The 20,883-nt window shown below is 71.3% G+C and carries 19 protein-coding genes and 1 pseudogene; 10 read left to right on the top strand and 10 right to left on the bottom strand.

What is annotated here, in order from left to right:
• Positions 1-131: 131 nt before the first annotated feature.
• Positions 132-2,174 (bottom strand): NAD(+) synthase, encoded by a 2,043-nt coding sequence (locus P4R38_RS14620; protein WP_277192806.1) that lies wholly within the window; start codon positions 2,172-2,174, stop codon positions 132-134.
• A 54-nt stretch (positions 2,175-2,228) separates the two neighbouring features.
• On the opposite strand from P4R38_RS14620, the pseudogene P4R38_RS20120 reads away from it, so the two are divergent.
• Positions 2,229-2,663 (top strand): annotated as a pseudogene (locus tag P4R38_RS20120) (hypothetical protein); the annotation flags it as partial.
• 283 nt (positions 2,664-2,946) lie between these two features.
• Here the strand turns inward: P4R38_RS20120 and P4R38_RS14610 are convergent.
• The 3 genes from P4R38_RS14610 to P4R38_RS14600 form a co-directional block, all read right to left on the bottom strand.
• Positions 2,947-4,611, bottom strand: coding sequence for an HNH endonuclease signature motif containing protein (locus P4R38_RS14610; protein ID WP_277192804.1), 1,665 nt, complete (start codon positions 4,609-4,611; stop codon positions 2,947-2,949).
• Positions 4,612-4,722: 111 nt separating this feature from the next.
• Positions 4,723-5,130 (bottom strand): DMT family transporter, encoded by a 408-nt coding sequence (locus P4R38_RS14605; protein WP_277192803.1) that lies wholly within the window; start codon positions 5,128-5,130, stop codon positions 4,723-4,725.
• Positions 5,131-5,167: 37 nt separating this feature from the next.
• Positions 5,168-5,488: a DMT family transporter gene (locus P4R38_RS14600; protein WP_277192802.1), complete on the bottom strand. Its 321-nt coding sequence runs from the start codon at positions 5,486-5,488 to the stop codon at positions 5,168-5,170.
• A 123-nt stretch (positions 5,489-5,611) separates the two neighbouring features.
• Between P4R38_RS14600 and P4R38_RS14595 the strand changes: the two genes are divergently transcribed.
• Positions 5,612-5,965, top strand: a complete 354-nt coding sequence (locus tag P4R38_RS14595) for a MerR family transcriptional regulator (RefSeq protein ID WP_277192801.1) — start codon at positions 5,612-5,614, stop codon at positions 5,963-5,965.
• 34 nt (positions 5,966-5,999) lie between these two features.
• Here the strand turns inward: P4R38_RS14595 and P4R38_RS14590 are convergent, their stop codons facing one another.
• Positions 6,000-7,742, bottom strand: a complete 1,743-nt coding sequence (locus tag P4R38_RS14590) for a pyruvate dehydrogenase (RefSeq protein ID WP_277192800.1) — start codon at positions 7,740-7,742, stop codon at positions 6,000-6,002.
• 79 nt (positions 7,743-7,821) lie between these two features.
• Here P4R38_RS14590 and P4R38_RS14585 point away from each other — a divergent pair, with 79 nt between their 5' ends.
• Positions 7,822-8,628 carry a TIGR03619 family F420-dependent LLM class oxidoreductase gene (locus P4R38_RS14585; protein WP_277192799.1) on the top strand — a complete coding sequence of 269 codons (807 nt, stop codon included), beginning with the start codon at positions 7,822-7,824 and terminating at the stop codon, positions 8,626-8,628.
• Here P4R38_RS14585 and P4R38_RS14580 read toward each other — a convergent pair.
• Entirely contained in the window at positions 8,606-9,418 is an 813-nt protein-coding gene (locus P4R38_RS14580) for a crotonase/enoyl-CoA hydratase family protein (RefSeq protein WP_277192798.1), read from the bottom strand. The two genes, P4R38_RS14585 and P4R38_RS14580, sit on opposite strands and share 23 nt — an antisense overlap.
• A gap of 123 nt (positions 9,419-9,541) precedes the next feature.
• On the opposite strand from P4R38_RS14580, the gene P4R38_RS14575 reads away from it, so the two are divergent.
• Positions 9,542-10,249: a class I SAM-dependent methyltransferase gene (locus tag P4R38_RS14575; RefSeq protein WP_277192797.1), complete on the top strand. Its 708-nt coding sequence runs from the start codon at positions 9,542-9,544 to the stop codon at positions 10,247-10,249.
• 15 nt (positions 10,250-10,264) lie between these two features.
• On the opposite strand, the gene P4R38_RS14570 is transcribed toward P4R38_RS14575, so the two are convergent.
• Together P4R38_RS14570 and P4R38_RS14565 are read right to left on the bottom strand one after the other, a co-directional pair.
• Positions 10,265-10,639, bottom strand: a complete 375-nt coding sequence (locus P4R38_RS14570; protein WP_277192796.1) for a rhodanese-like domain-containing protein — start codon at positions 10,637-10,639, stop codon at positions 10,265-10,267.
• 86 nt (positions 10,640-10,725) lie between these two features.
• Positions 10,726-11,529, bottom strand: coding sequence for a DUF4352 domain-containing protein (locus P4R38_RS14565; protein ID WP_277192795.1), 804 nt, complete (start codon positions 11,527-11,529; stop codon positions 10,726-10,728).
• 206 nt (positions 11,530-11,735) lie between these two features.
• Between P4R38_RS14565 and P4R38_RS14560 the strand changes: the two genes are divergently transcribed.
• Positions 11,736-13,148: a sensor histidine kinase gene (locus P4R38_RS14560; RefSeq protein ID WP_277192794.1), complete on the top strand. Its 1,413-nt coding sequence runs from the start codon at positions 11,736-11,738 to the stop codon at positions 13,146-13,148.
• Complete coding sequence (locus P4R38_RS14555) at positions 13,145-13,819, top strand: response regulator transcription factor (protein WP_277192793.1); 675 nt, start codon at positions 13,145-13,147, stop codon at positions 13,817-13,819. The genes P4R38_RS14560 and P4R38_RS14555 overlap by 4 nt, the downstream gene beginning before the upstream one ends.
• Before the next feature lie 6 nt (positions 13,820-13,825).
• Here P4R38_RS14555 and P4R38_RS14550 read toward each other — a convergent pair whose 3' ends face one another.
• Positions 13,826-14,179, bottom strand: a complete 354-nt coding sequence (locus tag P4R38_RS14550) for a VOC family protein (protein WP_277192792.1) — start codon at positions 14,177-14,179, stop codon at positions 13,826-13,828.
• 97 nt (positions 14,180-14,276) lie between these two features.
• Between P4R38_RS14550 and trxA the strand changes: the two genes are divergently transcribed.
• Positions 14,277-14,660 (top strand): thioredoxin, encoded by a 384-nt coding sequence (gene trxA / locus P4R38_RS14545; protein WP_277192791.1) that lies wholly within the window; start codon positions 14,277-14,279, stop codon positions 14,658-14,660.
• A 66-nt stretch (positions 14,661-14,726) separates the two neighbouring features.
• Here the strand turns inward: trxA and P4R38_RS14540 are convergent, their stop codons facing one another.
• Entirely contained in the window at positions 14,727-16,406 is a 1,680-nt protein-coding gene (locus P4R38_RS14540) for an HAD family acid phosphatase (RefSeq protein WP_277192790.1), read from the bottom strand.
• A 339-nt stretch (positions 16,407-16,745) separates the two neighbouring features.
• On the opposite strand from P4R38_RS14540, the gene P4R38_RS14535 reads away from it, so the two are divergent.
• From P4R38_RS14535 to P4R38_RS14525, 3 genes are all read left to right on the top strand, one after another.
• Complete coding sequence (locus P4R38_RS14535; RefSeq protein WP_277192789.1) at positions 16,746-20,198, top strand: ATP-binding protein; 3,453 nt, start codon at positions 16,746-16,748, stop codon at positions 20,196-20,198.
• Positions 20,195-20,611, top strand: a complete 417-nt coding sequence (locus P4R38_RS14530) for a roadblock/LC7 domain-containing protein (RefSeq protein ID WP_277192788.1) — start codon at positions 20,195-20,197, stop codon at positions 20,609-20,611. The genes P4R38_RS14535 and P4R38_RS14530 overlap by 4 nt, the downstream gene beginning before the upstream one ends.
• A gap of 9 nt (positions 20,612-20,620) precedes the next feature.
• Positions 20,621-20,883 (top strand): DUF742 domain-containing protein (locus P4R38_RS14525; RefSeq protein ID WP_277192787.1); only part of this gene is annotated, 263 nt, incomplete at its 3' end.

Here is a 20,883-nt window from a genome sequence, read left to right as displayed (position 1 = left end):
TCTCGATACGGCTCGCCCTGGGGGCTCGCCTACTCGACCGGCGGGACCCACCGCCGGTCGAGTCGGGCGAACGAAGTGAGGCCCGTATCGAGACCAGGTGCCGGCGCTCCGCTACTCGCCCGGAGGGGTGGTCAGTGCTTCGGGACCTCGCGGTCGAGCTCGGCGAGCCAGGCGCGCGCGCTCGCGTCGGACGGCATCCGCCAGTCGCCGCGCGGTGACATCGAGCCGCCACCGACCACCTTCGGGCCGTTGGGCAGCGCCGACCGCTTGAACTGGTTGGCGAAGAACCGCTGCACGAAGACCACCAGCCATTCGCGAATCGTCTTCAGCTCGTAGGCGATCCGCTGATCCTCGGGATAGCCGGACGGCCAGTCGCCCGCGGCCGCGTCCTTCCAGGCGTGGTAGGCGAGGAAGGCGATCTTGCTCGGCCGCGCGCCCTGCCGGTGGACGTGGAACAGGCTGAAGTCCTGCAGCGCGTACGGCCCGATCTTCTCCTCGGTGGACTGCGGCTTCGACTCGTCGTCGCTCGGTACGAGCTCGGGGCTGATCTCCTGCTCGACGATCGTCTGCAGGACCGTGCCGACCTCGTCCTCGAACAGCTTCTCCGAGATGACCCAGCGAATCACGTGCTGTATCAAGGTCTTCGGGATACCGGAGTTGACGGTGTAGTGCGACATCTGGTCACCGACGCCGTACGTGCACCAGCCGAGGGCGAGCTCGGACATGTCGCCGGTGCCGACGACGATGCCGCCGTGGTGGTTGGCCAGCCGGAACAGGTAGTCGTACCTCAGCCCGGCCTGGACGTTCTCGAAGGTGACGTCGTAGACGGGCTCGCCCTCGCCGAACGGGTGACCCATGTCCTTGAGCATCTGCGTTGCGGCCGGTCGGATGTCCAGCTCGGCGAATGTCACGCCGAGCTGCTCCGAGAGCCGAGTCGCGTTGCTCTTCGTGCCTTTCGACGTGGCGAACCCGGGCATCGTGTACGCGAGGATGTCCGAACGCGGCCTCCCGAGCCGGTCCATCGCGCGCGCGGCGACGATGAGGGCGTGGGTCGAGTCCAGCCCGCCCGAGACGCCGATGATCAGCTTCGGCTCGCCGATGGCCTGCATCCGCCGCTCGAGCCCGGACACCTGGATGTTGTACGCCTCGTAGCAGTCAAGCGCGAGCCGCTCCGGGTCGTCCGGCACGAACGGGAACCGGTCGATCTTGCGCAGCAGCCCGATGTCCTTACTGGGCGCGGCGAGCTCGAACGGGACGGAGCGGAACTCGCGGACCCGGCCGTCGTGCGTACGGCGGTTGTCGTCGAACGTGCCCTGCCGGACGCGTTCCTGCCCGATGCGGTCGAGGTCGACGTCGACGACCGTCGCGCGGGCGCCGTCGGGGAAGCGTTCGGTCTCCCCCAGCAGCCCGCCGCACTCGTACACCATCGTCTGGCCGTCCCAGGAGAGGTCGGTGGTCGACTCCCCTTGTCCCGCAGCGCAGTACGCGTAGGCGGAGTTGTCCCGGTAGGACGCGGAGCGGCACATCAGGTGGCGGTCCTCGGCACGGCCGACGGTGATCGGTGAGGCCGAGAGGTTGAGCAGGACGGTCGCCCCCGCAAGCGCCGCCTCGGACGAGGGCGGGATCGGCACCCAGATGTCCTCGCACACCTCGGCGTGCACGACCAGGCCCGGCACGTCGGACGCGGGGAAGAGCAGGTCCGGGCCGAACGGCACGTCCTCACCGCGCAGCCGGATCGTCTGGCCGCGCTGGTCGTCGCCGGGCGCGAAGTGGCGCTTCTCGTAGAACTCGCGGTAGTTCGGCAGGTACGACTTCGGCGCGACCCCGAGGACCCGGCCGCGATGGACCACCACCGCGCTGTTGCACAGGCGGTTGCCGTGCCGCAGCGGGGCGCCCACCACCAGCATCGGCAGCAGGTCCTTGCTCGCGTCGACGATCGTGTCGAGCGCAGCCAGTACCTCGTCGAGCAGCACGTCCTGCAGGAGCAGGTCGTCGATGGCGTACCCCGACACCGACAGCTCGGGGAAGACCGCCACCGCGACGGACTGGTCGTGGCAGGCCTTGGCCTGCTCGAGGATCGTCGCGGCGTTCGCGCCGGGATCACCGATGCTGACGGGCACGGTGCACGCGGCGACCCGGGCGAATCCGTGGTGGTAGGCCGAGTAGAAGTCCACGTTCGGAGTCTGTCACGCGGCGTCCTGCCCGCGGCCCACCGTGCCGTCCGCGCCATGATGAGCCGCACCGGTGCGGACGGAGGAACGATGAACGACCAGCACGAGACCGCTGCTCTGCTCGACGGGACGTACGCGGCGGTGACCGCGGTCGTCACTGGCGCCTCCGGCGACGGTCTGCGCGCGCCGACCCGGACGGACTGGACGGTCCGCGAACTGCTGGTGCACCTCCTGCTGGACGCCCAGCGCTGCCTGGTCGCGCTGAGTACGCCGGCCACCGGGTTCGCGGACACCGACCGGGTCTCGTACTGGCGGGACCACCGACCCGGTGGCGAGGGAGCCGCTGCCCACGCGGAGTGGGTGCGGAGAGTGGCGGCGGCCTACTCGCAGGACGCCGACCTGGTCGCCCACTGGACGACGACCTCCCGGGCTGCTGTCCACGCCGCTCGCGTCGCCGAACCCGACGTCGTGATGACACAGGGCCACTCGATGGCGGTCGCCGATCTCCTCGACACCCTGGTGGTCGAGGCGGTGGTCCACTACCTCGATCTCACGGCGCACCTCACCGGTCCGCCGCTGGACCCGCTGGCAGTCGGACGCGTACGGAGCGTGCTGAACGGGCTCCTCGGCGGTCCGATGCCCGAGCAGTGGACGGACGAGGAGTGCGTGCTGAAGGGCACCGGTCGCCTGCCGCTGAGCGCTGACGACGCGAGTCGCTCGGCACCCGGCAGGACCGGTTCCCGCTGCTCGGGTGATGCGCGCGCGTTGCGGTGCCTCAGGCCGCTGCGCAGAGGCGACGGCCGACGACGGTGTGGGCGACGAGGTCGGGTCGGGTCACGTACTCGCGGCCGTTCGGACTGGTCCAGATGCAGGTGCCGTCCGGCGTCATTCGGACCTGCCACCCGGCCTCGTGCTTGGCGCGGTGATGGTGCTTGCACAGCAGCTGCAGGTTGGTCGCCGCCGTGGTGCCGACCGGCCACGGGATCACGTGGTCGGCCTCGCACCACCGGCCGGGATGGGAGCAGCCGGGGAACCGGCAGTGCTCGTCACGCTCGACGACGATCCTGCGCATGGCCGCGTGCGGGCGGTAGGACCGCGTGCTCGTCTCGCGCAGCACGCCGGACTCGCTGTCGACCAGGACGCGGACCACCGCGACATCGACGTCGCGCAGCAGGCCGACCACGGTCGAGGCAGGGATGACCCCGACGCCCGCCACCTCGGCATCACCCACCGCGACGGATGGGACGTGGGGCGGCGTGGCCCAGTCCGATGCCACCTCGGTGAGCACCGACTCGTCCAGCTCACGGAAGCGTTGCGCCGTCTCCTCGAGCTCGTCCCACCACGGATCGTCCGGCGGCGGGTCCGGCGGGTCGCCCGGGTCGCGGGCGACCAGCTCGGCCAGCCCGGCGTCCCACTCGTCATCGGACAGGTCCGACATCCACGACTGCGGGACGTCGGCCGGGTCGACCTCGAACGAGATCGGCACGACGGGACGATCCGACGCCTGCCGCGGACTGACGACCGGCACGGAGACCGTCATCGTTGTGGTCACCTGCGCACGCTGCAGGATGAGGTCGGTCATCGCATCGGCACGGCACTGGCCGAGCGTCTTGCCGGTGGTCGTGCCCGCATGCAGCTCGTGGGCCAGGGCATCGACGGCGGCGTACGCCTTCGCGGCCTGCTCGGTGGGCAGAACCGCCGTCCACTCCGAAAGGCCGACCTCAGCGGCAGGCTGCACGAACACGCCGACCCGGTCGACGGCGTGCCGGTGCCGCGCGGTCCGCGCGGCCGCGGGATCGAGGCGCTGGACGAGCCGGCGCGTACGCGCCTGAACCTGCCTCGAGGACCACCCCTCGACGCCCGCCTCGAGCAGTGTGAGCTCGACGTCGGAGCAGACCGCGTCGGGTGCCTCGATCAGCTCACGCGTGACCCGCTCGACCCGAGCCGCGTCAATAACACCCGCCGCCATCCGATCGACGAGGCGCGGCACCTTCGTCACGGCGTCGATGGCCCCCTCCACCCGTGCGGTGGCCTGACGCGGACCCCAGGCCATCACCGGCGCCAGGTCGACATCGGCGAACTCCGCCGCGTGGCCGAGCTCGTGAGCAACCTCTCCGGTCTGCTCGGTCACCGGATCGACGTGCTGCTCCGTGGCGGCGTACTGGGCGATGCGTACCGCCTGGACGGCCATCGCCGCGTTGACGAGTGCCTGCGTCGCCTCGATCTGCGCCACCAGGTCGGCCGCCCGCAACGTAGGACGGTCGACCTGCGCCAGCCGGTAGACGGCCTCGGTCGCTCGGTGGCACTCGGCGAGGATGCGCGCTCCATCAGCAGCGCCAGGCACAAGAGCCGGCGCCGCTGACGGCACGGTGGGCAGCGACGACTCCGGTGCGGCACCACGCGGCGCCGCACCGGAGGACGTGGGGTGCTCCGCTGCCATGCTCACATCGTACATATGTTCGAGACGAGAGCACAAGAGCGGCTCGGCCGAAACCTGTTCTTCTGCAACGAAATCCGCCATTTGATCCGCTCTGACAGAGGTCGCCCGAGCCTACGGTGAGCCACCGACAACCGTGCCGTCCGCCGGGGGACGATCGGCGAGCTTGAGCCACACCACGCCGGCGACGATGACCGCCAACCACCCGGCACGCGCCGGAGTGAGCGTGTCGTCCAAGAGCACCGGCCCGAGCAGCGCGGCACCGACGGCGCCGATGCCGGCCCACACGGCGTACCCGATCCCGAGATCGATGGTGCGCAGGGCGACGCTCAGCGCGTACAGCGTGAGCAGGAAGAACACGACGGCGACGACGGACCACGACGGCCTCGTGAAGCCGTCGCTGCCGCCGACCGACAGCGCGTACCCGATCTCGAAGCAGCCGGCGAGCAGGAGGACGAGCCACGCGCGGGTGCGGGCGTGGCGGACGGGCGTACGGGTCGGGGCGGGGGCGATGTCGGACATCGGGTCTTCCTTCCGGTGAGTACGGACGAGATGGCCGTCAGGCAGCGCCGCTGAGCTGGAGACCGACGACACCGGCGACCACCACAGCGATGCCGAAAGCCTTGCTCCAGCCGAGACGCTGACCGAAGACCAGGACGCCCATGGCGGTGATGCCGACCCCGGCGATCGAGGTCCACAACGCGTACCCGACACCGACGTCGAAGGTGAGCAGTGCTCGGCTGAGGAAGACGGTCGCGACGGCGCCGCTGAGCAGCGTCACCGCGGTCCACCTTCGGTCGGTGAATCCGGCGGCCTTCCCGGCCGCGACCGCAACGGTGATCTCGAAGACGACGGCGACCGCGAGGTAGAACCAGTGCATCGGGCGTCCCTTTCGTGCTGGCACGGAGTGTGCTGACGGTGGCGTGACGTCGCCACTGTCCGACCTCACGCCGGTGTGAGGTGCAAGAGTGAGCTGTCCACGTCGGCGACCAGGGGGGGTGCCATGCGCATCGGTGAGCTCGCGGAAGCCACGGGCGTGAGCCCTCGCTCGCTGCGGTACTACGAGGAGCAGGGTCTCCTGGGCTCGCACCGGAGCGCCGGCGGCTGGCGCGACTTCGAGGACTCGGCGGTCGAGCGCGTCGTGATGATCCAGCACCTCCTGGCGGCCGGCCTGCACAGCCCCACCATCGCCGAGCTGCTGCCGTGCCTGGAGGCGCCACCGGCCGAACGCACGGAGGTCATGGGACGTCTGCTGGCCGACGAGGTCGATCGACTGCAGCAGAAGCGGCGCGAGATCGACCGCGAGCTCGAGCTGTTGCAGGCGCTGCGCGAGGACACCTCTGTGCAGCGCGCCTGACGCGGCCGAGCATGCCGCGGCGGGTCATGGCGGGTCAGCCGCGCGGGATGTTGCGCAGGTTCGAACGGGCCATCGAGACCGCCTCGCCGGCGCCTCCGTTCAGCACGATCTTGCTCATCGCGGTGGCGAAGCCGAAGACCTGCGACGAGGAGATCTTCGGCGGGATCGAGAGCGCGTTCGGGTTGGTCACCACGTCCACCAGCGTCGGCCCGCGCTGCGCGAGCGCCTCCCCGAGCGCTCCCTCCAGCTGGCGCGGGTCGGTCACACGCACGGAGTACCAGCCCATCGCCTGCGCGATCGCGGCGTAGTCGACCTCCGGCACGTCCACCCCGGAGTCGGGCAGCTTGTCGACCAGCATCTCCAGCTTGACCATCCCCAGCGTGGAGTTGTTGAACACCACGACGTTCACCGGCAGCTCGTACGCCGCGACGGTCAGCATCTCGCCGAGCAGCATCGACAGGCCGCCGTCGCCGGACACCGAGATCACCTGCCGGTCGGGGTACGCCAGCTGCGCGCCGATCGCCTGCGGCAGGGCGTTCGCCATCGACCCGTGCAGGTAGGAGCCGATGAGGCGGCGGGTGCCGAGCGGGTTCACGTACCGGGCGGTCCACACGTTGCACATGCCCGTGTCGGCGGTGAAGATCGCGTCCTCGGCCGCGACGCCGTCCAGGATCGACGCGGCGTACTCGGGGTGGATCGGCGTCTTGTGCTCGACGTTCTTGGTGTACGCGCCGACCGCCTTGTTCATCAGCTTGTCGTGCTTCTTCAGCGTCTGCTCCAGGAACTTGCGGCTGCCCTTCCGCTCGAGCTTCGGCAGCAGCGCCTGGAGCGTCGGCAGCACGTCCGCGTGCACGGCGACATCGACGTCCGTCCGGCGGCCGATCACGCTCGCGTCGCGGTCGACCTGCACCGTACGCACCTCGGGCAGGAACTGGTCGTACGGGAAGTCCGTGCCGAGCAGGATCAGCAGGTCCGCCCCCTCCATCCCGGCCGCCGCTGCGCCGTAGCCGAGCAGACCGGTCATGCCGACGTCGTAGGGGTTGTCGTACTGGATGTGCTCCTTGCCGCGCAGCGAGTGCCCGACCGGCGCACCGATCAGCTCGGCGAACTCGACCACCTGGTCGTGCGCTCCCGCGACACCCGCGCCGGCGAAGATCGCGACCTTCTCGGCGTCGTTGACCGCGGCCGCGAGCTCGTCGACCACCTCCGGATCCGGGTGCAGCACACCGGGTCTCACGGTGACGCAGGCGGGCGTCGGCTGCTTCGTCTCGACGTCCGCGACGTCGCCGGGCAGCGTGATCACCGCGACGCCCGGCGCGGACACCGCGTGCCGGACCGCGGCGGCGACGACGCGCGGCGACTGCTCCGCCGTCGAGATCAGCTCGGAGTAGACCGAGCACTCGGTGAAGATCCGGTCGGGGTGGGTCTCCTGGAAGTAGCCCTGCCCGATCTGGCTGCTCGGGATGTGGCTGGCGATCGCGACGACCGGCGCGCCCGAGCGGTTCGCGTCGTACAGGCCGTTGATGAGGTGCAGGTTGCCCGGCCCGCAGGAGCCGGCGCAGGCGACGAGCTCGCCGGTGAGCTGCGCGTCCGCCCCAGCCGCGAACGCCGCCGCCTCCTCGTGCCGGACGTGGATCCAGTCGATGCCGCCGTTCTGCGAGCCGCCGGTGCGGCGGACGGCGTCGACAACCGGGTTGAGACTGTCTCCCACGATCCCGTAGATACGGCGCACGCCGGCGTCGCTGAGCTGCTGGACGATCTGGTCGGCGAGCTTCACGAGAGCACTCCTCACGGGCAACACATCACAGGGTCCGCACCACGCTAGTCCCGTGCCGTCCCCGTCTACGGTCGAGTCCATGCGCTTCCAGGTCGTGCTGCCCGACGAGTCGCCCGATACCGAGCCGTCCCTGATCAGCGACATCGCGGTGGCGGCCGAGCAGCTGGGCTTCGACACCGTCTACCTGCCGGACCACCTGCTGCCGCCGGGTGAGTACGGCCCGCCACCCAGACCGTTCGGCGGCGTGTACGAGCCGCTGGTCACGCTCGCGTACATCGCAGCGCGGACCTCCACCGTCCGGCTCGCCACGTCGGTGCTCATCGCGCCGTTGCGCGAGCCGGTGCTGCTGGCCAAGCAGGCCGCGACGCTCGACCGGCTGTCCGGCGGACGCCTCACCCTCGGCGTCGGCGTGGGGTGGAACGAGCCCGAGTTCGCAATCCTGGGAAGCGATTTCGCCACCCGCGGTCGGCGCACGGACGAGATGCTGGCGCAGATCGAGGAGCTCTTCCGCACCGGACGCGGGAGAGGTGGCGGCGTGTTCGAGCCGCGACCGACGCCGTCCCTGCGCATCCTGGTCGGCGGCCGCTCTGACGCCGCACTGCGGCGGGCAGCGCGGTTCGGCGACGTGTGGCAGGGCGTCGGGTACCGGCCCGCCGAGATCGCCGCGCCGGCCGCACGAGTGCGCGAGCTGTCGGCGCCACGCCCCGTGTCGGTGGCGGCCCGCATCGACGGGACCGACGCCGACGAGGTCGAGCAGTGGCGTGCCGCCGGCGTCGACGAGCTGGCCGTCTGGTTCGGCGAGACGGACGGATTCGTGGACCGGATGACCGAGTTCGCCCAGCGTCCCGACGTCCGTACGGACCTCAGGGCAGCAGGCGGCGCCTGAACCGCGGCGGCTCCCCCTCGGCCGACCGGTCGGCCGAGGCCTTGCGCATGATCGCGGTGTTCGGCGCGCCCAGCAGGACCGCCTGCTCCAGCCGCTCACGGGCGAACGTCCGCCGCGGCGAGGAGGACCACCGCCGGTCGAACAGCCGCTTCGCCGCAGCGACTGCGTCCGGCGAGCGCGTGGCGATCTGCGCGGCGAGCGCGCGCGCGTCGGCGTACGGGTCCTCGCTCGTCGCGGTGGCGAGGCCGAGGCGGACGGCCTCCTCGCCGGACACGACCTCGGCCGTCATCGTGAGGCGCTTGGCCGTGTCGATGCCGACCTGCTGAGCGAGCGAGCGGACGCCGCTCATGTCGGGGATCAGCCCCCACCGGCCCTCCAGCACCGACCACTGCGCGTCCGCCGTGGTGAACCGGAAGTCGGCCGCGAGCGCGATCTGCAGCCCGCCGCCGTAGCAGTGGCCGTGCACGACCGCGATCACCGGGACGGGCAGCCGCCGCCACGCCCAACAGGCCTCCTGGAACGGGTTCGTGCCGAGCCACGGCCGCGGGACGAACCGGCGCGCCACCTGGACCGGTCCGTCGCCGAAGACGGACGCGAAGTCCAGCCCGGCGCAGAACGACCGGCCCTCGCCGCTGAGGACGGCCGCGCGCAGCGAACGGTCCCGGCGCAGGTGCCGGGCCATCGTGGCGAGCTCGTCCAGAGCGGGCAGGGTGAGGGCGTTCAGCTTGTCGGGGCGGTTCAGCCGGACGTGCGCGACGCCGTCCTCGAGCGAGGCGGAGAGATAAGGCATGCCGGCAGGTTACTCACCGGTAGGACAACCACTCGCCCGCTCACTGCGAACGCCGCTGATGGCTGGACCACAGTGCGCCCGAACCGGTTGCAGCACACCGGGCGGTCCCTTTCACTGGACCGCATGGCAGACCTCGGGCGTGCGGTCCACCGCAACGCCGACCGCATCAAGGACCGCGTCCGACCCGTTCGCGACCGCATCGCGCAGCGCGTCCCCGTCCTCGCCCCGTACGTCACGCGCAAGCCCGCGATGCGCCCCCTGGAACGGCAGCGACAGTTCTGGGAGGAGTCGGACGCGGCGCTCGCACCCGGCCCGTACGCCCGCGCGTCCGTCGAGGCGATCCTCGGCGCCGCGGACGTCCGCATCGCCCGCGACGCCCCGATCCTGGAGATCGGCTCCGGGGTGGGCGCCACGCTCGCCGCCCTGGTCGACGCGGGGTTCACCAACGTGACCGGGGTCGAGATCAACGGGATGGCCGTCCAGTCGATGCGCAAGCGGTACCCCCAGCTGGCGGATGTGCCCGTCGTCATCGGGCCCGCCGAGATGGTCCTGCGGGGCATGAGCGACGACCAGTTCGCGCTCGCCGTCGCGATCCGCACCCTGCAGCACACCCACCCCGACAGCGCCGACCTGTTCGGGACGATCGCCCGCATCGCCACCACGGTCGTGACGATCGACGAGCCCGCGATCCTCGGACGGCACCGCTACCCGTGGGACTTCGGCCAGGAGTTCGCCGGGCACGGCATGTCCGTGGTCAAGCGGCAGCCGCTGGTCACTCGCGGCAGGCACACCGGCGACACGATGGTGATCCTGCGCCGCTCGTCGACCTGAGTCGGCCGGCCGAGGTCAGGCGCGCGCGGTCGGCAGCTGCTCCTGGGCCCACCGAGCGAACCCGCCGGCGAGCACGGTCACCGGACCCACGCCCCGGCCGGCGAGGCGGCCCGCGACCGGCGCGGCCTGCTGCTCGGACTCGCCGACCACGATCACCGGCCCGGCGCACCCGTCCAGCTCGGACTCCTCGCGCGGCGCGAGGTCGGGGTGGACCACGCTGTCACGAGCGCCGTGCGGCCGTACGTCGACCAGCCGCGCGCGGCCCCAGAGGGCGGCCTGGTACGCGGCGCGCGGGCTGGTCAGCCCGGGTGCTCCGAGCGGCGGACACGACGGGACGCCGGAGAACAGGGATGTCTCCCACCGGGCGTGCGTCGTGGCCGTGATCAGCATGCAGTTATTAAAAAGGTAAGTACACGTTATGTCTAGCGATCCAGCCGACAGCGGCGGACGTCAGGATGACGACGCGCGGCCGCCGTTCAGCCGAGGTCGACGGAGACTCCCCCGGAGAACATCGAGTCGTGCAGCTCGATCCGCGCGGGCGTCGCGCCCTTCGGCATGTCGAACACGAGCACGCCGGTGACGGTGTTGCCAGGGTTCACGTCCTCGTACAGCACCTTGTTGTCGTCGCTGACGACCATGCCGGCCATCGAGTTCGCCTCGAACGAACGGCCCTGGGTGTCGTAGACCTTCTGGTTGGAGTCGGACATCGCCCGGGTCTCGTCGCCGGTGTTGGTGACCTTGACGGTGACGAGCACGAACTGGCCCTGCGCCTTCTCGTTGAGGTACTCGCCGCCGACCTGCGACCGGCCGGTCTGCACCTTCGTCACCGTGAACTCGAACTTGCCGTCGCGCACGGGGGCGTTGAGGCCGGCGGCCTTCTTCGCGGGCGCCGGGGGCTTGGCCGACGCGGCCGCCTTCGTCGAACCGGCGCTCTGCCCGCCCGTCGCGCCCGAGCCGCCGGCCGCCTGCGTCCCGCCCGGTGCCGCCTCGCCGGTCGCGGCCACCGTCGAGGACGGGCTCGCCCCCTCCTGCGAGCCCGTCCCCGACCCCCCGGCCGCAGTGGCGATGCCACCGACCACGACCAGCCCGGCGAGCCCGGTCAGCACCTTGTGGCGCGCGACCCAGCTCGGCTTCTTCGGCGGCACGTACTGACCGCCGGGCACGTACTGCCCGCCCGGCGCGGGCGGCGTCCCCGGCTGCCAGCCGTCCGGACCACCGGTCCAGGTGCTCGGCGGGACCGGCTGGGACGCGCCGGAACCAGTGCTCTCGTGGTTGCTCATGACCTGCTCCTCCGTGACGGGGTCGCCGCCCGTCACCGGGTCGGCCGCTCACCGGTGCGGCGAGCAGGAGCAGTTCACCGGCGCGGGCCGGTGCACCACATCGGCAGACCGGACGGACCGCACTGTCCGATCGGAGGATTCGACGCGCCGGACGTTCCACCGAATGGTCGATGGCGGTGTCCCCGGCTGCCCGTACATTGACCGGCGTGAGTACGCCCGCCGCCCGGCTCCCGGGCCGCCCCGCCCCGCCGCGAGGGCCGGTCGGAATGCCTCCTGCGGGGTACGCGGCCACCGGACCGGGCGGCCCGGCTCCGCAGCCGCGTCGTTGGACGCCGGTGCACAGCCGTCGCGTCCGGACGGTGCTGATCGTGACGATGTGCTTCTTCACCTGCACGTTCGCGGTCGTCTACGCCGACGGTCGGCGCAACGTCGCGCACGGTCTCCCGCCCGCGAGCGCCGAGATCTCCGGGCCGATCATCCTGTGCTGGCTGCTGGGCATCGGCATCGCGGTCCTCACCGTCTGGCGCACCCGCTGGCCCGAGCTGCTGGTCGTGATCGGCAGCACCGCCGCGCTGGTGCTTCCGCTGGAGCCGACCCCGGCCCTCGTCGCCCTGACGCAGCTGATCCTGCGCCGCCGCGGGCCGTTGGTCTGGGGTGCGGGCGCCCTCGCGAGCGCCGCGACTGTGGTGTCGGTGTGGCGGGACAGCCGCGGCCACACCTCCGAGACCTCGTTCTGGCAGGTGATCACCGGCGCGACCACCACGCCCAGGGCGGCGCTGCCGTGGTGGGCCGTCGCGGTCATCAGTGCACTCGTCGTGGCCGCGACGATCGGCATCGCGCTCACCATCCGCTCGCGCAGGGAGGTCGCCTCGTACGCCGCGCGCGACGAGGTGCAGGCCCAGCAGCTGAACCACCTCCAGGAGGAGCACACCCGGCAGGCGGAGCGGGAGCGGCTCGCGCAGGAGGTGCACGACGCGCTCGGGCACCGGCTGTCCCTGCTGTCGCTGCACGCCGGCGCCCTCGAGGTCGCCGCCGGCGACGACAAGGTCGCCCGCAGCGCAGCGCTCGTGCGCGAGGGCGCCCAGCAGTCGATGGACGACCTGCGGTCGCTGCTGTCGATGCTGCGCGAACCCGGCGCGCCCGACGTCGCCTCCCGCGTACCCGACCTCGGCGACGTCCCGCAGCTGATCGACGAGAGCCTCGCGGCCGGCTCCCCCGTCGTCGCGTCCGTCTACGTCGACCGCTCGGAGCCGCTGAACCCGGTCGTCAGCCACACCGCGTACCGCATCGTCCAGGAGCTGCTGACCAACGCCCGCAAGCACGCGCCGAGTACGCCGATCCGGCTGCAGCTCAATGGTTCTGCGCGGACCGGCATCGAGATCTCGACCGCCAACCGCGTCCCTTCCGGGCGACCGGAGATCCCTGGCGCCACGATGGCCCAGGGCAGCGGACTCGTCGGCATCAGCGAGCGCGTACGGAAGGTCGGGGGACGGTCCAAGGTGTGGGTGGACGAGGAGTACGCCTTCCGGGTCGGCGTCTGGCTGCCGTGGCATCCCGGGCCTCGGAACAGACCCCAGAACGGAACCCAGGACGGGCCTCAGAACGGGAGGGTGTCGTGACTCCGCCGACCCGCGTCCTGCTGGTGGACGACGACCCGCTGGTCTGCCAGGGCCTGGAGCTCATGCTGTCGACCGCCGCCGACCTGTCGGTGGTCGGCACCGTGCACGACGGCGACCAGGTCGTCGACGCGGTGCACCGGCACGCTCCCCACGTGGTGCTGCTGGACGTCCGGATGACCCGCCAGGACGGCATCACCACCGCGGCCGCCCTGAGCCGGCTGCCCGCACCGCCGAAGGTGCTGATGCTGACGACGTTCGACCACGACGACGTGATGCTGCGCTCGGTCCACGCGGGCGCGGCCGGGTTCCTGCTCAAGACCTCCTCGCCCCAGCAGATCATCGAGGCCGTCCGGTCGGTCGCATCCGGTGACGGCGCCCTGTCCGGCAAGAGCGCGCACCAGCTGCTCACCCACGTACGCACCGGTCGCCGGTCACGGCAGCAGGAGGCGCGCGACGCCCTGCGCATGCTCAGCCCTCGCGAGCTGGAGGTGGCCAGGGCGGTTGCGCGGGGGCTCTCCAACGCCGACATCGCACGTGGGCTGTACGTCAGCGAGGCGACGGTGAAGACCCAGCTGGCCAGTGCGCAGGCCAAGCTGGCGGGCGCGTTCGCTGCGCTCGAGGTCCATGGTCGGATCGGCGTCGCGGTCGTCGTGACCGAGGCCGGCGGGTGAGCCGGCTCAGGCCGGCTGCCACAGCTCGATCCGGTTGCCTGCGGGATCGGCGACCCAGCCGAACCGTCCGACGCCCTCCATGTCCTGCGTCTCCGGCGCCAGGTCGGCGTTCTGGGAGCGCAGCTGGTCGAGCATCGCGTCGAGGTCGCGGACCCGGAAGCTGAGCATCGACTGCTGCGCGGGCGACCCGAAGTAGTCGGTGTCCGCCTCGAACATCGCCATCACGGTCGGCCCGGCCTCCTGCTGCCACAGGCCGTGCTCGTCGATGTCGAGGCCCAGGCAGTCCCGGTACCAGGCGGTCAGCGCCGCCGGGTCGGACGTCCTGAGGAAGTATCCGCCAATGCCGAGAACCCGCTCCATGGCCCGGAGTGTGCCAGGGTCCGCGCGCCGGTCGGCGGAATCTTCTCGGCCACGAGGCGTTGAAAAGGAGGACCCACCACCGATCGAGGAGCCAGCCTTGGCCACGCAGACCCTGACAGCAGAGAACTTCCAGAAGACCATCGAGGACGGCGGCATCGTCCTGGTCGACTTCTGGGCCGACTGGTGCGGGCCGTGCAAGCAGTTCGCGCCGGTCTACGAGCAGGCCTCCGAGCAGAACGACGACATCGTGTTCGGGAAGGTCGACACCGAGGCGCAGCAGGAGCTCGCCGGAGCCCTGAACATCACCTCGATCCCGACGGTGATGGCGTTCCGGGACGGCGTGCTGCTGCACGGCCAGGCGGGCGCGATGCCCGCGCCGATGCTCAGCGACCTCATCCAGCAGGTCCGCGACGTCGACATGGACCAGGTCCACCGGGCGATCGCGGAGCAGCAGGACAGGCAGGACGGCACCGAGGGCTGAGCCCCACGCCGCGACGACGAAGGGCCGGGTGCACCACGCACCCGGCCCTTCGTCGTTCTCCCGTGACTACGGCAGGTAGTACGTCGGGTTGGGCAGCTTGACCGGGGCCAGCGCGTGGCCGCCGATCAGGTCGCTGAACTGGTCCCCCAGATTCGCGACGACGGTGTAGCCGCCGCCGGCGGGCGACTCCACGTGCGCGCGGGTCTGCGACTTGTACTCGATCGTGGTGCACTTCGCGGCCGCGCAGGTGATGTACGCCGGCTGCTGGCTGGCGCCCTTGCCGGTCCACTTCGTGTAGTAGCGATCCGCGGCGAACCCGGTGTAGCCGACCTGGGCGAGATTGCCGAGCGTCGCGGCCTTCTGGTCGTCGTTGCGGCCGGTCAGCCCGATGACCGTGCACCCGGCCCGCTCGGCGCCGTTCACCAGCGCCACCATGCCCGGCGTCGCCGGGAACCGCTGCTCCTGCACCCACACGTTCTGCAGCGCAGGATCGAACGTGAAGTGCATGTCGTGGTCCTCCATGTCGTACGTCCACAACGTGGTGTCGTCGGCGTCGAGGACGACGGCGGGCTTCACACCGGCGCGCTTGCCCACCGCGCACGCGGCGTCGAGCGCGGGCGAGATACGACCCGTGGTCCGCGCCAGCTCGGTGATGTACGGCGAGGCGGTCCTGCTCGCGATGCCCGTCGCGTCGGCGTTGTAGTACGTCCGGATGGTGGACTTCACCGAGTCGACGTTCGGGATGCCCTCGCCGCCGGCGGTGAGCCCGCTGGAGCCGTCCGGCTTCATGACGAAGCGGGTGCGCGGGGTGAGCCGAGGCTCGTCGACGCCGGGCAGGTTCGGCGACGGCAGGTAGTACGTCGGGTTGGGCAGCTTGAGCGTGTGGTCGGCGTACCCGCCCTGCAGGTCCGACCACTGGTCGCCGACGTTGAGCGCGATGTCGTACCCGAGGGACTCGATGTGCTTGCGGGTGCCGGCCTTGTACTCGACCGTCGTGCACTTCGCGGCCGCACAGGTGATGTACGACGGCTGCTGGCTGGAGCCCTTGCCGGTCCACTTGGTGAAGAACCGGTCGGAGGTGAAGCCGGAGTAGCCGACCTTGGCGAGGTTGCCGAGCGTCGCGGCCTTCTGGTCGTCGTTGCGCCCGGTCAGCCCGAAGACAGTGAAGCCGCGCTGCTGCGCCGCCGCCACGAACGACACCATGCCCGGCGTCGCGGGGAACCGCTGGTCCTGCACCCACCGGTCCTGCAGCACAGGATCGAAGGTGAAGTGCATGTCGTGGTCCTCCATGTCGTACGTCCACAGCGTGGTGTCGTCGGCGTCGAGGACGATCGCGGGCTTCTTGCCACTGCGCACGCTGCGGTCGTACAGGCGGTTCAGCGCCGCCTCCTGCCGGTCGAGGATGCCGGACATCTCCGTGATGTACGGGGAGGACGCCTTGTCCGCGACGCCGGTCGCGTCCGCGCGGTAGTACGTGCGGACGGTCGACTTCACCGAGTCGATGTTCGGGATGCCGGCGCCGTCGGGGCGCGAGCCGCTCGAGCCGTCCGCCGCCATCGTGAAGCGGGTACGCGGCTGCAGGGCCCGGTCGGCGACGGACTGCACGCGGTTCATCGCGCCGGCACCGGGCGGGGTGTGGTGGCTCGGCCGGGCGTCGGCGTACGCCGGTCCGGCGAGCGCGAGGGGTACGGCGACCGCGGCTGCGGCGAGGGCACGCAGCGGACGGCGGGTGGGACGGACGGTCATCGGGCGCCTCCAGGTACGGGAGTGGGCCCGAGCAACGTACTCCCCTTCGACAACCTATGGAGTCGATTCGCTTGTAGCACCGAACGGGGTCCCTGTGGGAATTCCGGCCACGGCACTTTGCGCAAACCAGCCCCTGCCGCGCCCGGACGCGAGACGATGGGCGCTGGCTCGCGACGGAGCGAAACGCCGACAGCAGTGCTTGACGTGGTCCTTGGGCGGGGTTTGGCCAAACCTCTGGCCAACGCTTACCTTGTCAGGCGAGATTCACCCGACCGGTGACCCTCTCACGTCGGCGAGCCAGCCAGCAACCCGCCCGACGCCACGAAGGGAAGACGAAGCGTGAGTGAACGGCAATCTCGTGTCCAGCGAGAGGAACCGACGCGCAGGCATGCCCGTTTCGCGTTCGCCGAGTGGCCGCTGCGGCGCAAGCTCGCGGCCGTCCTCGCCATCCCGGTCCTCCTCGCGGCGACCTTCGCCGGCCTGCGCATCAACGACTCCCTCGACACCTATCGCAGCTACTCCAAGGCGGTCGACCAGGCTGCGGTCCTGCGGCCGGCGCTGGAGTACATGGCCGCGAACGAGGACGTGGCCGAGGCGGTTGCCTACCCCAACGACAAGGGCAAGCTGAAGCCGGCCCAGCAGGCGTACGACAACGCCCAGTCCGCGCTGATCAACGCGATGGACCAGCACCACCTCAGCGACGACCAGACCGCCCAGCTGAACCAGGCGATCGCGTCCGGCATCACGCTGCGCAACGCGCAGCCCGGCCAGGACCCGGTGACCGTCTCCGGCCAGATCGCCACCATCACCAACGGTGTCATCTCGCTGTCCTCCAGCATCAGCCGCACCCGGCCGGACACCGCGCTGGACAGCATCACCGACATTGCCACCGCCCGGTACGCCCTCGCCGACCAGCGCATCCTGGTCGCCTCCCGCGGCGGCGCGAACCTCACCCCGAGCGCCAGGGCCAGCCTGTCCGGCGCGATCGGCCGCGAGGTCGGCGCCGTCCGCAACCTCAGCGACGCGTTCGGCTCGTCCAACTCCTACGTGGCGCGCCTGGCCGACAACGCCGGCTCCCGCCTCACCGCGTCCGCCAACCCCACCGGCGACACGAGCCTGATGGGCGCCGACTCCTCCCGGAACAGCTACGCCGCGCTGCAGAACAACCTGCTGACCCGGGCCGACCGGACGCTGAGCGACGGCGCGACCAACTCGCGCAACGACGCCATCCGTGACTCCGTCGTCACGATCGCCGCCCTGCTCGCCGCGCTCGCCCTCGCGCTGGTCGTGGCGCGCATGCTGCTCGACCCGATCCGCCGGGTGCGCCGCGGTGCGCTGGAGGTCGCCAACGAGCGGCTGCCCGACGCCATCGAGCGCATCAAGAACGGCCAGGAGGCGCCGTCCACGATCCGGTCGATCCCCGTGCACACGCACGAGGAGATGGGGCAGCTGGCCCGCGCCGTCGACGACATGCACCGGCAGGCCCTGCGACTGGCCACCGAGCAGGCCCGGCTGCGGACCCAGGTCGGCAACATGTTCGAGACGCTCTCCCGGCGCAGCACGTCGCTGGTCAACCAGCAGCTCGGCCTGATCGAGTCGCTGGAGCGCGACGAGGACGACCCGCAGCGTCTGGAGAGCCTGTTCAAGCTGGACCACCTCGCGACGCGGATGCGGCGCAACGGTGACAGCCTGCTCGTCCTCGCCGGCGCGACCTCCCGCAACAGCTCGCCCTCGGACCTGCCGGTCTCCGACACGCTGCGCGCGGCACTCTCGGAGGTCCAGGACTACCAGCGGGTGCGGCTGGACGCGATCCCCGAGCACATGATCCGTTCCAACGCCGCGTCGGACATGGTCCACCTGTTCGCCGAGATCATCGACAACGCGCTCGCGTACTCGCCCCCGCACACCGAGGTCGTGCTGCGCGGCTCGCGTGCCGGCGAGGGCGGCGTCCTGATCGAGATCGAGGACGAGGGCCTCGGCATCGCGCCGGACGAGCTGGACGACATCAACTACTCGCTGGAGTCGGGCGCCGACGTCACCCCCGACACCGCCCGGCACATGGGCCTGTTCGTGGTCAGCCGCCTCGCGGACGCGCACGACGTGACGGTCGACCTGCGGCGCGGCAAGGACAACGGCATCATCGCCTCGGTCGTGCTGCCCAGCGGGATGCTCGTCCAGCGTGAGCGCCGCGAGGTCACCGGGCCGGTCCAGGTCGGCATGCGTCGGAACGGGCGCGCCGACGTCGGCCGCCCGGACGACGACGAGGACGCCACCCTCCTCAGCCTCGCCCCGGCGACCGCACGGTCCGCCCCGTCCGAGGCACCCCGTCGAGGCGCGACCCCGATGTCGTCGGTGGCACCCGCGGCCGACACCCGTACCGACTCCGGCGCTCGTGCCGACTCCGGTTCCCGCGCTGACGTCGGCACCCGTGCCGACGCCGGCTCCCGGTCCGACCCCTTCGCCCGCGCCGACTCCGGCTTCGGCCAGGGGGCCGGCCCCGACGACAGCGACGCCACCCTGACCTCGCTGCGCTCGGGCCTGCCCAAGCGGCGCCCGGGTGCCACCGGCGCCGGGCAGATGGGCTCGCTGGAGATGCTGCGACCCGTCGCCGGGCCCCACCTGGGCAACGGCGACGGCGCCTCCTCGGGTGGCCACGACACCGCGTACGACGACACGGCCGCGTTCCTCCCGCGCTCGCCCGAGAGCACGGGCAGCAACGGCAACGGCAGCCGGAACGGCTCGCACGGCTCCGACTCCTACGGCGCCGGCAGCGCCTACGAGGACTTCCGGCCCTCCGGCTCCTACGACGACCTGCGCTCGGACAGCGCCGGCAGCACCTCCTACGAGGACCTGCTCTCGTCCGCGGGCGGCGCGTCCTCGTTCAGCGAGCTGCTCAGCCCGATCAGCTCCGAGCCCACGGACGACAGCGGCGAGTGGACACCCACCTGGACCCCGTCGGAGGACACCTTCGGCAACGACGAGGTCTGGACTCCGCTGTCGACCGAGCCGCTGCTGCCCGAGCCCGACAGCACCTCCGAGTTCCGGGTGTCCCCCTCGAACACCTCCTCGTTCTTCTCGGCACGCAGCGAGTTCCTCGACCACCCGCGCGAGACCTCGACGTGGGACGACCTCCCGGGCAGCGACGGCTCGTACCAGTCGTCCACGTACGACGACCTGCCGAGCAGCGACAGCTCCTACCGCTCGTCGACGTACGAGGACTTCCCCAGCAGCGACAGCAGCTACCGGTCGTCCACCTACGACGACCTGCCGAGCAGCGAGAGCACCTACCGCTCGTCGACCTACGACTCGCCCAGCAGCGACAGCTCGTACGGCTCGTCGACGTACGAGGACCTCCCGAGCAGCGACAGCTCCTACGAGTCGTCCCCGTTCGACGACCTCCCCGGCGCGGACGACTCCACCGAGTCCTCGCCCGCGGACACCCCGATCTTCGGCAGCATGCAGTCGCAGTGGCTGACCGACGACACGTCACCCGGACTGCCCTGGTCCTCCAGTGCAGTCGAGGCCGGATGGGAGGCAGCCGACCGAGCCAGCGATATTGGTCCCGTGACGCACACCACCGAATCCGGTCTCCCGAAGCGCCGACCGGGCCAGTTCCTCGTGCCCGGCGCAGTCGCCGAGCCCACGAGGTCCTCGTCCGACCGTGACCCCGCTGCCATCCGGGATCGGCTCAGCCGTCACCTGGCCGGCGTACAACGCGGACGCGGAACCCTCGGTGGTGGCACTCTTGGCGACGACCAATCCGGTTCCCCTGAGGAGACAGGCCGAGCATGACCAACTACACCGGTGCCACCGATCAGCGCAACCTCGACTGGTTGGTGTCCAAGTTCGTCGACGACGTTCCCGGCGCCGCCCACGCGGTGCTGGTGTCGGCCGACGGCCTCCTCATGGCCGGCAGCGCCCGGCTCCCCGCCGACCGCGCCGAGCAGATGGCCGCGGTGTCCTCGGGCCTCGCGAGCCTCGCCACCGGCGCGGCCCGCCTCTTCGACGGCGGCACGGTGCTGCAGTCGATCGTCGAGATGCAGCGCGGCTACCTGCTGCTGATGAGCATCGGGGACGGCTCCCACCTCGCGGTCCTCACCGTCGAGTCCGCCGACATCGGTCAGGTCGGGTACGAGATGGCGGTCCTCGTCGAGCGCGTGGGCCGCATGATCCAGGCCGAGGCCCGAGGGCCTCAGGTGCTGTGACGGTGACCCATGGCGACCCGTGACGAGGGCCATGGCCGCAGGGATTCCGAGGAGCACACCCCCTCGGTCGGCTTCGTCCGGCCGTACGCGCTGACGTCCGGGCGCACCCGCTCGACCGTCGACCTGCCGGTGGAGGCCACCCTCCAGCTGGACGCCTCGGTGTGGCAGCAGACCTGGTCCGAGGACGACCTCACCTCGCGCATCGTCGCCGTGTGCGAGGCGACGCCGTCGGTGGCGGAGGTGTCGGCGAAGGTCGGCGCTCCGCTGGGGGT

Origin of the sequence: Luteipulveratus flavus, from assembly GCF_029439465.1 — a bacterium.
Classification (GTDB): domain Bacteria; phylum Actinomycetota; class Actinomycetes; order Actinomycetales; family Dermatophilaceae; genus Luteipulveratus; species Luteipulveratus flavus.
The sequence above is the reverse complement of the archived record's forward strand: the minus strand, read 5'-3'. Positions and strand labels throughout refer to the sequence as shown.